Origin of the sequence: Jonesia denitrificans DSM 20603, assembly GCF_000024065.1 — a bacterium.
GTDB classification, from domain to species: domain Bacteria; phylum Actinomycetota; class Actinomycetes; order Actinomycetales; family Cellulomonadaceae; genus Jonesia; species Jonesia denitrificans.
In genome coordinates, this window is record NC_013174.1 from 2,425,313 (window position 1) to 2,438,264 (window position 12,952).

Here is a 12,952-nt window from a genome sequence, read left to right on the forward strand (position 1 = left end):
TCGTGGCATCACATCATTCACCCGCAGCACCTGCCGGGAAAGTCAGCGGTGGGCGCATCCATGGCGCTCTTGGCGTGGCTGCTGAACCGAAAACGACCGCACCAGTCATTGAGTGTGCTGGAGCCTTGGTGTGGCGCATCAAAGACGAAGATCTTCAGGTTCTACTGATTCACCGTCCCCGATACAACGACTGGTCATGGCCCAAAGGCAAACGCGACCCCGGCGAAGCTCTACCGTGCACCGCGGTACGGGAGGTAAAAGAAGAAACCGGAAAAGACATCATCTTGGGGATTCCGCTGCCTGGTTTGCAGTACATCACCCCTGAAGGTGACCTCAAACGGGTCCATTACTGGGCGGCCCACACCACAAAAAAATCACACGGTGCGCTGGCTGCCCGTGCCCCCATCGGCGAGGTCAACCCTGATGAAGTGGATGACACGCAGTGGATGTCAGTCAAGGACGCCGCGAAAGCATTGACCCGCGCCGCGGACCGGGCCCCCTTAGACGCCCTGATTCATGCCCACACCGAAGGGCGCCTCGATTCTCACGTGGTCGCCATTGCACGGCACGGCAAAGCCGTGTCCCGCGCATCGTGGGGTGGGAAAGAAGGAGACCGACCGTTAACACCACTGGGGCAAGGACAGTCATGGGCTCTTGTTCCCGTGTTGTCGGCTTTTGGTGTGATCAGTGTGGTGACCAGCAGGTGGGCTCGATGCGCCCAAACAATGCGCCCCTACGAGCAGGCAGCCCGCGTGCACGCGAAGGAGCTTGACACTCTCACTGAAGCGAGCCACGAGCGTGACCCTGACCTGGTGGTGCGGGCCATGACGGAAATCATCACGGACAACCGGCCCACGGTGCTGTGCTCTCACCGACCGGTGCTCCCCACGGTGTTTGCTGCCATGAAGAAAGCTTCTGCCACAAAGGGCATTGGCAACGCATTCCCGGAGTCTGACCCCTACCTCACCACTGGTGAGGTCCTCATCGCCCATGTGGTCCCCCGTGTGGATGGGAAAGGAAAAATGGGGGGCACCATCGTGGGAGTGGAGCGGGTAAGACCAGAGGTGATGTAGTACGTCCGCGAATCAGCCGAAGACCGCGTGGAATATCAGGTAGAACACCGAGGCGACCGCGGCAGCTGCTGGCAGGGTGAGCACCCAGGCCACCGCGATGGACTTGGCAACGCCCCACCGCACTGCTGACAGGCGTCGGGTTGCCCCAACCCCCATGATGGCGGTGGTGATGGTGTGGGTGGTGGACACTGGTGCGTGCAGAACAAACGCGTTGAAGTACAGCACCACAGCAGACACTGATTCGGCCACGAACCCGCGGGCGGGGTCAAGTTCGATGATGCGACGGCCTAGGGTTCGCATAATGCGCCACCCACCTGAGTAGGTGCCCAACGAGATTGCGGTTGCTGCGGCGAGCTTCACCCACAGAGGGATACCTTCGTCTGCGCTGGCCCACCCCACAGTTAACAGCGCCATGTAGATCACACCCATTGTTTTTTGGGCGTCTTGGAGTCCGTGGCCCAGCGCCATAGCCGCTGCCGAGGCGGTTTGCGCAAGCCGGAACCGGCGTGTTGTTTTTGATGGGGCGGCACGCCGGAAAATCCACATGACCCCCACCATGACGAAGAACGCGAGGGTGAACCCGATCAGGGGGGACAAGAACATCGGCAACACAACTTTGTCGATGACAGCGTCCCAGTGCACACCGGCGGATGCGGCGACACCTGCACCCACGAGCCCACCGATGAGTGCGTGTGTTGATGAGGATGGGAGCCCAAACCACCAGGTGATGAGGTTCCAGGTGATCGCCCCGATCAGCCCAGCCATGATGACCAAAAGTGCCAGGTGGTTGTCGGATCCTTGGAGGTCAACGATTTCGTTGGCGATTGTTTCAGCAACTTCAGTTCCGAGCAGCGCCCCCACAAAGTTCATGACTGCTGCCATGATGAGTGCTGCCCGGGGGGGTGAGTGCCCGGGTGGACACGGACGTCGCAATGGCGTTCGCGGCGTCATGGAAACCATTGGTGTAGTCGAAACTCAACGCGAGCACGACTACGAGGACGACAAGAGCGAACTCCACGTGACTCAGGACTCCTTGAGCGCGATGGTCTCCACCATGTTCGCGACTTTTTCAAACGCGTCTGCGGCGGTTTCGAGTGTTTCGACGACCTCTTTGATTTTCATCAGTTGGATGGGGTCTTGGACTTCGTCGAACATTTGCGCCAGGAGTTTGCGGTGGGCTTTGTCTGCCTGGTTTTCGAGGCGGTTAATCTCCACCCAGTACTCTGACAGGTCGTTCATTTGCCGCAAATGTGGCATCGCTTCGGCGGTGAGTTCAGAACAACGTTGCAACACCGAAACCTGGTCAGAAACTTTACGCGGGATCTCTTCGAGTTTGTACAACACGATGAGGTCAGCCGCTTCTTCCATGTGGTCCATGCAGTCATCAAGCGCTGAAGCCAGACCAGCAATGTCATCACGGTCAAGGGGGGTAACGAACGTGGAGTTCAGTTGCCGCATGATGGTGTGCGTGACGTCATCGGCGGCGTTTTCAGCTTCGCTGATTTTTTTGCCGATCGCTTTGCGGTCGGCCTTGGATGCTCCGAGGATTTCGCCGAGGAGTTGAGAACCGACCACAAGGTGGCTGGCGAGCTCGGCAAGAAGATCGAAGAAGGATGTATCGCGCGGTGTGATGCGCAGGCGCACGGCTGACTCCGTTTACATGGGACTGTGTGTGAAGGGCGGTGTGCGTGTCCACTGCGGTGGGCATTGACCGTCCTTGATCAAGATTAGGGCAGGAAACTCGATCCGTCACAGACTGAAGTCATGGATTGTTTACCGTGTGTCTGTTTGTTGAGTAACTGGCGGTGAGGTGGTGTCTGTCAGGTGACGTGCCAGAACCCCGCGTTTAACCAGGTCAGATGACCGATGCGACCCGCGCGTGTCGTGTTTGTGTCCCGTGGAGCAGGTCACCGGCTGGGGAGAAGTGTGATGTTGTGGACTCTCGCCTTTGGCCTTGGAAATGAAGAACGCCGGACTGGGAGCGCCTCTCGGCGCGTGGCCGCTCGTAGCGGCTAAAGTTGGAGCCCGGGGCTACCGCAGCCCGGCGTTCGACCCCCTACTGTACTCGGGTGAGGTGACGGACGCTAGCCGGGTGGGGGCACATCGGCCATGGGATACATCACGTGCCCACGGTGTCCCCGCGAGACGGCTCGCAACCAGACTGTCAATCTAGCAAACCAGCCCTGGCCAGTGACGATGCTTCCTGGAAATCGGTGAACAACTCATGGAAACGTCGCGCAATGTGGGTGAGTTGCCTGCTCGTTGCCCCTGTGTCCAACCGCCCACTGGAATCAGAGCTGTCTGCGCCAAGGCTGGCCCCCACACTAACCACCTGACAAAACGCCGACGCACGAGCTAACGCCACATCAAGCGCCCCGGTAAACGCCCCCGACAAAACAGTGTCCGCGAGCGCAGCAATGTCCGTTGGGGTGGGCGGGTCGATGGGTCCAGCAATGGCATGGGACACGTGCGCGGTGTCGCGGCCAAGCCGGTAATGGGTGGTGGTGAGGTCTGGGCTGTCGCGCACCCACTCGCGCAACAGGTACAGACGCCACAAAGCACCAGGCAGGGTGTTGGGTGGGGAGGTGGACCACAAGGCAGCGACCGTGTCGATCCCTTCCCGTTCCACCAGGCGCACCAACCGGTCAATAATGTCCGGGGTGGCGTCCGCGTGCGCTTGGGTAACAATGACGTTCGCGGTCATGTGCGCAACCTCACCGTAGTTCCCGGGGTCTTCACCGCCTGGAATGGACGCAGTGTGGGTGTGGTCAAACAGGACGGGGCGGCGTGGTTGCCCACCGCGAGGCTGCCAACTGTCACTCATGCGCATCGGCTCCCACGTGACCAGTAGCGCCACTGTCAGGACGGAACGTGAGACTGACTGAGTTCATGCAGTACCGCTGACCGGTCGGAGTCCACGGCGCATCATCAAAAACATGCCCCAGGTGGGACCCGCACGCTGCACACACCACCTCAGTGCGGGTCATCCCCAAGGTGAGGTCGTCTTTGAGCACCACCGCGCTGTTGTTGGCCGGATCAAAGAAACTTGGCCACCCGCAGTGCGCATCAAACTTCGTGGCCGCATCAAATAAGACACTGTCACACCCTTTACAGTGATACGTGCCCGTGCGTGTTTCACCCAGCAGGTCACCGGTGAACGGACGCTCTGTGGCCGCATGCCGCAGCACAGCATATTCCAGGTCGTTCAACTCATCTCGCCATTGCTGATCGCTTTTTGTGACAGGGTAAGTCATCGTTCCTCCGTAGATGCGGGCCGGTGGTGATGTGCGTTCTTCATGCAACACTCATGGCACGATGGTTATGCCCGGTGTGCGCCGGGGTGTTCGGTGCACTGACAAATGACGCGCGGATAGCGCGGATTGGACGACCCATCTTATGTCGTTTCTCAACGATGTGCTGAGCCCTGTCGAGTCACTGTCCTCACGGGACGTCACGATCCTTGTTGTCGGTATCGTCGTCGTGCTGTCCCTTCCTGGGGTGTGGCGCACCCTGCGACACGTGGTCACCATCGTCCACGAAGGCGGGCACGCGTTCATCGCGCTCGCTGCCGGCCGCCAACTCTCCGGAATCCGCCTTCACTCTGACACCTCCGGGCTCACTGTTTCTCGCGGGAGACCGCGTGGATTTGGCATGATCATGACCGCTGCAGCGGGGTACACCGCTCCCGCTCTTGTTGGTCTCCTTGGTGCTTGGCTTGTTTCTTTGGGATACACACTCGCTTGGGTGTGGGGTTTTGTTGCTGTCCTTGTGGTCATGCTCATGAAGATCCGCAACTGGTTCGGCGCGTGGGTCCTGCTTGCTACTGGCGGCATCATTGGTGTCATTATGTGGTTTGGCCCCACAACTATTCATGTGTGGGCTGGTACTGCTCTGGCAATCCTTCTCCTTGTCGGGTCGATGCGCGCTGTTGTTGAGTTGGGGCGTTCCCGGTCGCGCGGTGCCCGCACAACAGACGCGGACATGTTGGCACGTATCACCGTGTTGCCAGCCGTGGTGTGGGTGGCAGGTTTCTTCCTTGTCACCGGGGCGTGCACGGCGGGTGGTGTGTGGCTTCTGCTTGGTTGACCTGTGCGTGTCGGCCAGGTGACGGCGTGAATTTTCGCCACTGACTGCCCAGCCTGTTGTTGAACACTTGACTAACGTTCCCCGAAATCGGTCTCGACCTCTGTTTTCACCCTCTGTGACGCCCCTAGTCTGTGGACGTCATCGCTTTTACGCGCACCCTTGTGGGAAGAGAACTTCACGATGTCGACGCACGATTTGGCGCAGACCACCCCCGCGACACGGTCTCGCGCTTCGCTTCACCGGTGGCGGTTGTGGCGTCAGTACGCAGCGTTTGTTGCGTTAGCTGGTCCGAACGTTGCCCTGCTGGTGGTGTTTACGTACAAACCGTTAGTGGAGAGTTTCCGGTACTCCACATTGCAGTGGAACATTGGGTCCCCAACCGCACGTTTTGTGGGCTTGGACAACTATGTTCAGTTCTTTTCAAGCCCCACCACTGCACAGGTACTGACGACCACTGCTGTGTTCACGGTGACCACTGTCGGTGGCGCATTGGTTGCTGGTTTGGGATTGGCGCTACTCCTCAACCAGCGGCTCCTCGGCCGGGGCATCGCCCGCACTTTGTCGTTTGCGCCGTACGTGTTGTCCGGGATCGCTGTCGGCATTTTGTGGTTGTACATTTTTGATCCCCGCTACGGACTGTTGGGCACCGTCCTTGGGTGGGTTGGCGTGAGTTCCCCCGACTGGTACAACACCTCCCCGTGGGCGCTGATCATGATCATCATCGTGTACCTGTGGAAACACATAGGGTATGTCGCTCTCATCTATTTGGCTGGGTTGCAGGCAATCCCCCAGGAAGTGCGGGACGCCGCCGCACTTGATGGTGCGGGCCGGTGGCGCACTCTGCGCTCCATTGTGTTGCCATTACTTGGCCCCACCACATTCTTCTTACTGGTCACCACGCTTCTTGCCTCGTTGCAGTCCTTTGACCTCATTCACGCGATGACCCAAGGTGGCCCGCTTGGGTCCACGACGACGCTCATGTATCAGATCTACCAAGAGTCCTTTGTCAACGGCCGGGCTGGGTACGCGTCCGCTGTTGCGACCGTGTTGTTCGTCTTGCTGCTCGTGGTCACCCTCATCCAACTGAAGTTTGTCGAAAAGAAGGTGCACTACTGATGGCCATCCTCACCCCACCTCAGCAATCAGCAGCACCGACCACCCCACCGGCCGCTCCTTCGAACCACACACCGATGCGCGCCAGCTCCCGCCCCCATAAGCGCCTGTCTGGTCTGGACATTGCCGGGTGGATCACCCTGATCATTGTCACCGTCATCATGGCAGTACCACTGGTGTGGATGGCCGCAGCAAGCCTGAAATCACCGTCCGAGCTGTACTCGGTTCCGTTGCAGTGGCTGCCGGAAACCCTCAACGCCGACAACTACGCGACCGTGGGTGACCGACTCCCCCTGGGGCGACTGTTCCTCAACTCGCTCCTCATTACCGCGCTCGGTGCAGGACTCAAACTTCTCCTCGGTTTGACGTGCGCTTACGCACTGGTGTTCCTGCCCTTCCCCTTCAAAAAAGCCATGTTCGCGCTCGTGCTGTTCACACTGCTCGTCCCCCAACAAATCACGATCATCCCCAACTACACACTCGTAGCGTCCCTGGGGTGGCTCAACACCTACCAAGGGATCCTCGTCCCCGGGCTGGCCAGCGCATTTGGGACCTTCCTGTTCCGCCAACACTTCCTCACCGTCCCCATATCAATCCTTGAGGCCGCCCAACTTGACGGGGCCGGGCACTGGCGGCGCCTATGGCAATTCGTCATCCCCATGTCCTGGCCCACCATCTCAGCGGTCGCACTCGTGTCCATCGTCGCCGAATGGAACGACTACCTGTGGCCGTTCCTCGTCATCGACGACGCCGACATGATGACCCTTCCCCTTGGACTCACCCTCCTCCAAGACATTGACGGCATGACGAACTGGGGCGTGCTCATGGCCGCCACTGTCCTCGTCACCGTCCCTGTCCTCCTCATGTTCCTCGTCCTGCAACGCCGACTCGTTGCAGGCCTCACCGCCGGTGCCGTCACCGGTTAACCCCCGTACCGATGCACACCGCACCACACGCTGGTTCGGTCACGCGCATCGGTCATCCACACCGTCGGTGGGCGACAACGCCCACCGGACACCCCACTAAGGAGAAACTGTGTCTCGTTCTGCGTTCGGAAAGGTTGTGGACACCCAAGTGTCACGCCGCACCATCCTCCAAGCATCAGGTCTTGGCGCACTCGGTTTCGCGTTAGCAGCCTGCTCAGGGCCCGCAACCGGTGAAGAATTAACGAACACCCAAACAGACGACGTGGACTGGTCCACAATTACCCCCGCCACAGAAATCACCTGGTGGTCCAACCACCCAGGATCCTCCAAAGACGCCGAAGACGAACTGATCCGCCAGTTCACGGAGAAGACCGGGATCGCCGTCAAACTCGTCACCGCCGGCGCATCCTACGACGAGGTCGCCCAACGGTTCCAAGCCGCATCAGGCACAGACTCCCTACCAGACCTCGTGATCGCCTCCGACGTGTGGTGGTTCCGTTACTTCCTCAACGGCCAAATCATGCCACTCGACGGGGTGTTCACACACCTCAAGGTCGACACCAGCGACTACAACCCCACCCTGTACGGTGACTACGAATTCGACGGCGCCCACTACGCAGCCCCCTACGCGCGCTCCACACCGCTGTTCTACTACAACAAGGACGTCTTCAAGAAAGCGGGGCTGCCCGACCGTGGCCCCCGCACCTGGGACGAATTTGAGCAGTGGGCCCCCAAACTCCAAGAAGTCCTCCCCGCTGACGGGGCACCCCTGGGACTAGGCGTTGGCACCTCCTGGTCCGCATGGTGGATGCTCAACGTCCTGTGGGGACGCGGAGCCACCTACTCCAACGAATGGGACATCACCCTCAACACCCCCGAAGCAATCGCCGCTGGGGAATGGGTACGCGAGCTCTACCACGACAAAAAGTTCGCCTCCATCGGCAACGACACCAACGCCGACTTCGCCGCCGGATACTTCGGCTGCCTCATTGGCTCCACCGGGTCACTCACCGGACTCCTCGACGCCGCCACCTTCAACCTCGGTGCCTCCTTCCTCCCCGAAGGACCCGAAGGACCAGGAGTACCTACCGGCGGCACCGGCCTTGCCATCCCCTCATCACGCTCCCCCGAACAACAACTCGCCGCCGCCATGTTCCTCGACTTCCTCACCAACGCAGAAAGCACCGCGTTCTTCTCCAAATCCACCGGGTACATGCCCGTGCGCACCTCAGCAACAACTGGCCCCACCATGACCGCCCTCTACGACGAGATCCCCCTCTACCGGGTCGCAATCGACCAACTCGCCATCACCCGGTCACAAGACTGGGTCCGCGTATTCGTCCCCTCCGGCGACCAAATCCTCTCCGAAGGCATCGAACAGATAGTGTTAAAGAACACCCCAGCACAGCAAGCATGGGAATCAATCACCCCACGCCTTGACCGCGCCTTCACCGAGAACGTGGAACCCTACCTGTGACAACACCACAACCCCGTGACAGTGCCCCCACCCACCCGGTGGGGGCCACCACCGCCCCGCAGATCATCGCGCACCGGGGCAACAAATCCGTTGCCCCCGAAAACACACTCGCCGCGTTCGTGTCCGCAATCAAAGCAGGCGCACACAGCATCGAAATGGACATCGTTCCCTCCAAAGACGGTGTCCCCATGGTCATCCACGACACAACTCTCGATGCGACCACCACCGGCACCGGCCACGTCACCGACTACACCGCCACCGACATCGCCCAACTCGATGCAGGCAGCTGGTTTGACCCCGCCTACACCGGGCAACGCGTTCCCACCTTCGACCAATTCGCAGCACTCATTGCCCGCCACCCAGGGGTCGAAGTTCTCCTCGAATTCAAAGGAGATTGGGACACCACCGCCTGCGCGCCAGTCCTCGAAACCATCGACACACACGGGATCAGCGACCGCACCATCGTGCAGTCCTTCAACCGCACCACCATCGAATCGCTGCATACCCTCGCCCCCACCAGGCGGCGCGGAGTCCTCACCGTCACCGACATCGACGGACTCATCGCCCAATGCCAAGCCGCCAACATCTGGACCATCAACCCACACGTTGACCACGTCCTTGCCAACCCCAGCCTCATCGAACGCATCCACAACGCAGGAATGCGCACAATGATCTGGACTGCAAACACCCCCAACCAGTGGGCCACACTCGTGGAACTCGGCGTCGACGCGATCATCACCGACCGCCCCGACGCACTCGCCGGATGGTACGAAGCCCACGGGCTCACCCACCAGACCAGCACCAACACCACACCCGATGCGGAACAACACACAACATAGTCAAGATCACGTCACCCGGATTACACGTTTTGCGATTCGTTGCGTATCCTAGATAACTGGTGACGGTCACCGTCACTCAGTGCTGACGCGTGCGTCAGCGTGGGCCTGTAGCTCAGTTGGCAGAGCATCGGACTTTTAATCCGCGGGTCGAGGGTTCGAGCCCCTCCGGGCCCACCATTGATCCCGGAGTAAAACCGCTGGCGTGAAAAATGCCGGTGAGGGTTTGCTCCTGGTTCTCAGGTTCGTGAGCGAGAGGCTCGCCCTTCGGGGTGAGCCTCTTCGCGTCGGTGGGGATGGTGCGCTGGCTGGCGGCGTGGAGGCGCAGTGCAGGGTTGAGGATCTGGTTGAACGGTTCTGCCAGTTCGCCCTGGGCGTGGAGCTGACCGTGCACGTCGGGGTTGATGCGCACGACATCGTAGAAGACCTGGTTGAGTTGTCGCTTGATGTGCTCTGGGGCTGACTTGTAGAGCTGGTCGCAGTCCTCCGCCAGGGTGAGTGCGTCGGAGAGGTTGGTCAGGACGCTGTCGTGGTTGGCGGTAGCACGCTCGAGCTCTCGCTTGATCCGTGCCAGTTCCGCGCCGAGGCGGTCTTGCTCTTCCTTGAGCAGATCGGCGGGGATGGCGTCCTGGTAGTGGAGCTGGAGGAGTTTGCGCTGCTGGTTCTTCAGGTCGTCAGCGGTTGCCTTGAGCTGCGTGACGCGCTGCCGCTGCTCGGTGGACGCGAGGGCGATTTCCTCGCGCAGGTACTGCTCGAGCTGGACACGCTCGTCGTGGCTGAGCCGGATGTTCTGGTAGAGGTGTTCGACTTGCTTCTCGACTTCGTGGATGAGGACGGCTTTGAGGTCGCAGTCGGTGCGCTTGGAGCGTCTGCCGACGCAGACGAAGTACGGGTAGAGGTCGCCGGAGCGGGAGGTGGTCATCTGCACGATGAGGCGGGAGCCGCAGCGGCCGCAGACGACGGTGGACTTGAGGAAGTGCTTGTGGACGCGGTTGTACTCGCCGTGGCGGCGTGAGGCCATGACGGATTGCACCTTGAACCAGGTGCCGTCGTCGACGAGGGGCTCGTGGTTGCCGGGGTGCTCTGCTCCCTTCCAGGTGACGATGCCGCGGTAGTACGGGTTGGTGAGTGTCGCGCCGATGATCTTCGCGGTGACGGGCTTGGCGGGGCGCTTCGGCGTGGGCCGGGTCGTCAGTCCGCGTGCGGCGAGGTGTTCGGCGAGGGAGTCGGTTGTCCATTCTCCGGTGGCGTACAGGTCGAATGCTTTGCGGATGAGGTCGGCGCGGTCGGGTGATGCATCTGCGTTCATCGGCCGTGTGACGGATGCCGAGGTGATCCGTATGTCGTCATCGCCCAGCTCGAGGACGACTCCACGGCGCATCGGTGGCCACATTGGATGCAGCACACCCTCCGGGAGCACCTGATCGACGTGCGCGGCGAGCTGTCCGAAGCGCTCGCTCTCCGTCCCTACGACGGAGCGACGGTCGCCGCGTTCCTCGACGGCACCGGGCTCCGACCACGTCATACGTGGGATCAGACGACGCGACAGGCTGTGCAGATCGTGACTGACCAAGCGGTGCTCGTCGACCTGTGGCTGCGCTACCGGATGGCGACGCTGGCGCCGTGGCCGAAGCAGGTATGGCGGGCAGCTCTTCACGAAAAGCGCCGGTCATGAGATAATTGGCGTAGATCGTGACGCTCGGTTGAGCCCGTCCGGCTCCCCGTCGCGAGACTCCTCTCGGCACCGCATCCGGCGCGGCACCTTAGCAGTGTCAGTGGCCGTCGGTAGCGTAGGACACGCCCCGAGAGCACAACTTAAGACGCGCCCTGCGGCGCAGAGGAGACCCACAGCATGGCACGCGCCGCGAAGCCGAAACCGACGAAGACACTCGAGCAGACCCTCTGGGAAGCTGCAGACAAGCTGCGCGGCAACCAGGAGCCGAGCGAGTACAAGCATGTCGTGCTCGGCCTGGTGTTCCTCAAGTACATCTCCGATCGCTTCGAGGAGCGACGTGCGACGCTCGAGGCAGAGCTTGCTGCGGAGGGCATCAAGCCGGAGCGACTGCCGGACTTCCTCGAAGACCGCGACGAATACACCAGTCACAACGTGTTCTGGGTGCCGGAGCTGGCGCGCTGGGGCTACATCCAGTCGGTCGCGAAGCAGCCCGAGATCGGGCAACAGATCGACCAGGCGATGGATCTCATCGAGAAGGAGAACCCAACGCTAAGGGGTGTGCTGCCACGCAACTATGGACGCGATGGCCTCGACAAGCGCCGTCTGGGCGAGCTGGTAGACCTGATCGGCTCCATCGGGTTCACCGAGACCGACGACCACGGTGCCGACGACGTGCTGGGCCGGGTGTACGAGTACTTCCTCGGTCAGTTCGCCGGCAAGGAGACCGGCAAAGACGCCGGAGCGTTCTACACGCCGCGTTCGGTAGTCAAGACGCTGGTCGAGATGCTGGAGCCCTACCAGGGGCGCGTCTATGACCCTGCGGCGGGTTCCGGCGGCATGTTTGTGCAGTCGGCTGAGTTCGTGAAAGCTCACGGCGGCAAGCGCACCGACATCTCCGTCTACGGGCAGGAGTTCACGGACACGACCTGGAAGCTCTCCAAGATGAACCTCGCACTGCGAGGTATCGAAGCCGACATGGGGCCGCGTTCGGCTGACTCATTCACCGATGACCTGCACCCGGATCTGCGGGCCGACTTCGTGATTGCCAACCCTCCGTTCAACGTCTCTGACTGGTGGGATGCGAAGCTCGAGGGCGACCCGCGCTGGCAGTACGGCACCCCGCCGCAGGGCAACGCGAACTTTGCGTGGGTGCAGCACTTCATCTACCACTTGAGCCCGAAGGGCACGGCGGGGTTCGTGCTTGCGAACGGATCCCTGTCGTCGAAGAGCGGTGGTGAGGGCGAGATGCGTCGCAAGCTTGTCGAGGCCGACCTGGTCGACTGCATCGTGGCGATGCCCGACAAGCTGTTCTTCAACACCGGCATCCCCGTCGCGCTCTGGTTCGTCTCCAAGGCCCGGCACGGCAACGGGCACCGCGAACGCCGCAGCGAGGTGCTCTTCATCGACGCCCGAAAGCTCGGCACGATGGAGTCACGCCGTCTGCGCGTGCTGACGGACGACGACATCGCGAAGATTGCCGATACCTACCACGCCTGGCGCAACCACGACGGAGGCTACGAGGACGTGCCGGGCTTCGCGAAGGCCGCCTCACTAGAAGAGATTGCCAAGCACGACTACGTGCTCACCCCAGGCCGCTACGTCGGCGCTGCCGAGGCTGAGGTTGACGACGAGCCGATCGACGAGAAGATCGAGCGATTGACGAAGGAGCTGTTCGCCGAGTTCGAGCGCGGGCGCGAGCTGGAGGATGAAGTGCGACAGCGTTTGAGTGGGGTGCAGCCGTGAACGCTGTGCCCCTCAAATGTATT

12 protein-coding genes, 1 tRNA gene and 2 pseudogenes are annotated in these 12,952 nt (G+C 61.2%); 10 read left to right on the top strand and 5 right to left on the bottom strand.

The window, feature by feature from the left end; translation table 11 throughout:
- The first annotated feature begins 2 nt into the window (after positions 1 to 2).
- The gene (locus JDEN_RS11220) at positions 3 to 1,073 is read left to right on the top strand and encodes an NUDIX hydrolase (RefSeq protein WP_015772501.1); all 1,071 of its coding nucleotides are present in this window, start codon (positions 3 to 5) and stop codon (positions 1,071 to 1,073) included.
- Positions 1,074 to 1,085: 12 nt separating this feature from the next.
- Here the strand turns inward: JDEN_RS11220 and JDEN_RS11225 are convergent.
- From JDEN_RS11225 to msrB, 4 genes and pseudogenes are all read right to left on the bottom strand, one after another.
- Positions 1,086 to 2,091: pseudogene (locus JDEN_RS11225) on the bottom strand (inorganic phosphate transporter).
- A gap of 5 nt (positions 2,092 to 2,096) precedes the next feature.
- Positions 2,097 to 2,717: a DUF47 domain-containing protein gene (locus JDEN_RS11230; protein WP_015772502.1), complete on the bottom strand. Its 621-nt coding sequence runs from the start codon at positions 2,715 to 2,717 to the stop codon at positions 2,097 to 2,099.
- Positions 2,718 to 3,237: 520 nt separating this feature from the next.
- Positions 3,238 to 3,897 carry a hypothetical protein gene (locus JDEN_RS11235; protein ID WP_015772503.1) on the bottom strand — a complete coding sequence of 220 codons (660 nt, stop codon included), beginning with the start codon at positions 3,895 to 3,897 and terminating at the stop codon, positions 3,238 to 3,240.
- Complete coding sequence (gene msrB / locus JDEN_RS11240) at positions 3,890 to 4,327, bottom strand: peptide-methionine (R)-S-oxide reductase MsrB (RefSeq protein ID WP_015772504.1); 438 nt, start codon at positions 4,325 to 4,327, stop codon at positions 3,890 to 3,892. Before msrB ends, JDEN_RS11235 begins: the two co-directional genes overlap by 8 nt.
- Before the next feature lie 142 nt (positions 4,328 to 4,469).
- On the opposite strand from msrB, the gene JDEN_RS11245 reads away from it, so the two are divergent.
- The 7 genes from JDEN_RS11245 to JDEN_RS11275 all read left to right on the top strand — a co-directional run bounded on the left by JDEN_RS11245 (position 4,470) and on the right by JDEN_RS11275 (position 9,974).
- Positions 4,470 to 5,159, top strand: a complete 690-nt coding sequence (locus tag JDEN_RS11245; protein ID WP_015772505.1) for a M50 family metallopeptidase — start codon at positions 4,470 to 4,472, stop codon at positions 5,157 to 5,159.
- A gap of 180 nt (positions 5,160 to 5,339) precedes the next feature.
- Positions 5,340 to 6,275, top strand: coding sequence for a carbohydrate ABC transporter permease (locus JDEN_RS11250; RefSeq protein ID WP_015772506.1), 936 nt, complete (start codon positions 5,340 to 5,342; stop codon positions 6,273 to 6,275).
- On the top strand, positions 6,275 to 7,198 hold the full coding sequence (locus tag JDEN_RS11255; RefSeq protein WP_015772507.1) for a carbohydrate ABC transporter permease: 924 nt from the start codon (positions 6,275 to 6,277) through the stop codon (positions 7,196 to 7,198). Before JDEN_RS11250 ends, JDEN_RS11255 begins: the two co-directional genes overlap by 1 nt.
- Before the next feature lie 109 nt (positions 7,199 to 7,307).
- Positions 7,308 to 8,675 carry an ABC transporter substrate-binding protein gene (locus JDEN_RS11260; RefSeq protein ID WP_015772508.1) on the top strand — a complete coding sequence of 456 codons (1,368 nt, stop codon included), beginning with the start codon at positions 7,308 to 7,310 and terminating at the stop codon, positions 8,673 to 8,675.
- Positions 8,672 to 9,514, top strand: a complete 843-nt coding sequence (locus JDEN_RS11265) for a glycerophosphodiester phosphodiesterase (RefSeq protein ID WP_015772509.1) — start codon at positions 8,672 to 8,674, stop codon at positions 9,512 to 9,514. The genes JDEN_RS11260 and JDEN_RS11265 overlap by 4 nt, the downstream gene beginning before the upstream one ends.
- A gap of 101 nt (positions 9,515 to 9,615) precedes the next feature.
- Positions 9,616 to 9,691: transfer RNA gene (locus JDEN_RS11270), tRNA-Lys, on the top strand.
- A 25-nt stretch (positions 9,692 to 9,716) separates the two neighbouring features.
- On the top strand, positions 9,717 to 9,974 hold the full coding sequence (locus JDEN_RS11275; protein ID WP_041287923.1) for a hypothetical protein: 258 nt from the start codon (positions 9,717 to 9,719) through the stop codon (positions 9,972 to 9,974).
- Positions 9,975 to 10,370: 396 nt separating this feature from the next.
- Here the strand turns inward: JDEN_RS11275 and JDEN_RS14335 are convergent.
- A pseudogene (locus JDEN_RS14335) lies at positions 10,371 to 10,904 on the bottom strand (recombinase family protein); the annotation flags it as partial.
- 3 nt (positions 10,905 to 10,907) lie between these two features.
- Here JDEN_RS14335 and JDEN_RS14160 point away from each other — a divergent pair.
- Together JDEN_RS14160 and JDEN_RS11290 are read left to right on the top strand one after the other, a co-directional pair.
- Positions 10,908 to 11,186 carry a hypothetical protein gene (locus JDEN_RS14160; RefSeq protein WP_015772510.1) on the top strand — a complete coding sequence of 93 codons (279 nt, stop codon included), beginning with the start codon at positions 10,908 to 10,910 and terminating at the stop codon, positions 11,184 to 11,186.
- 177 nt (positions 11,187 to 11,363) lie between these two features.
- Positions 11,364 to 12,929 carry a class I SAM-dependent DNA methyltransferase gene (locus JDEN_RS11290; RefSeq protein ID WP_015772511.1) on the top strand — a complete coding sequence of 522 codons (1,566 nt, stop codon included), beginning with the start codon at positions 11,364 to 11,366 and terminating at the stop codon, positions 12,927 to 12,929.
- Positions 12,930 to 12,952 lie beyond the last annotated feature (23 nt).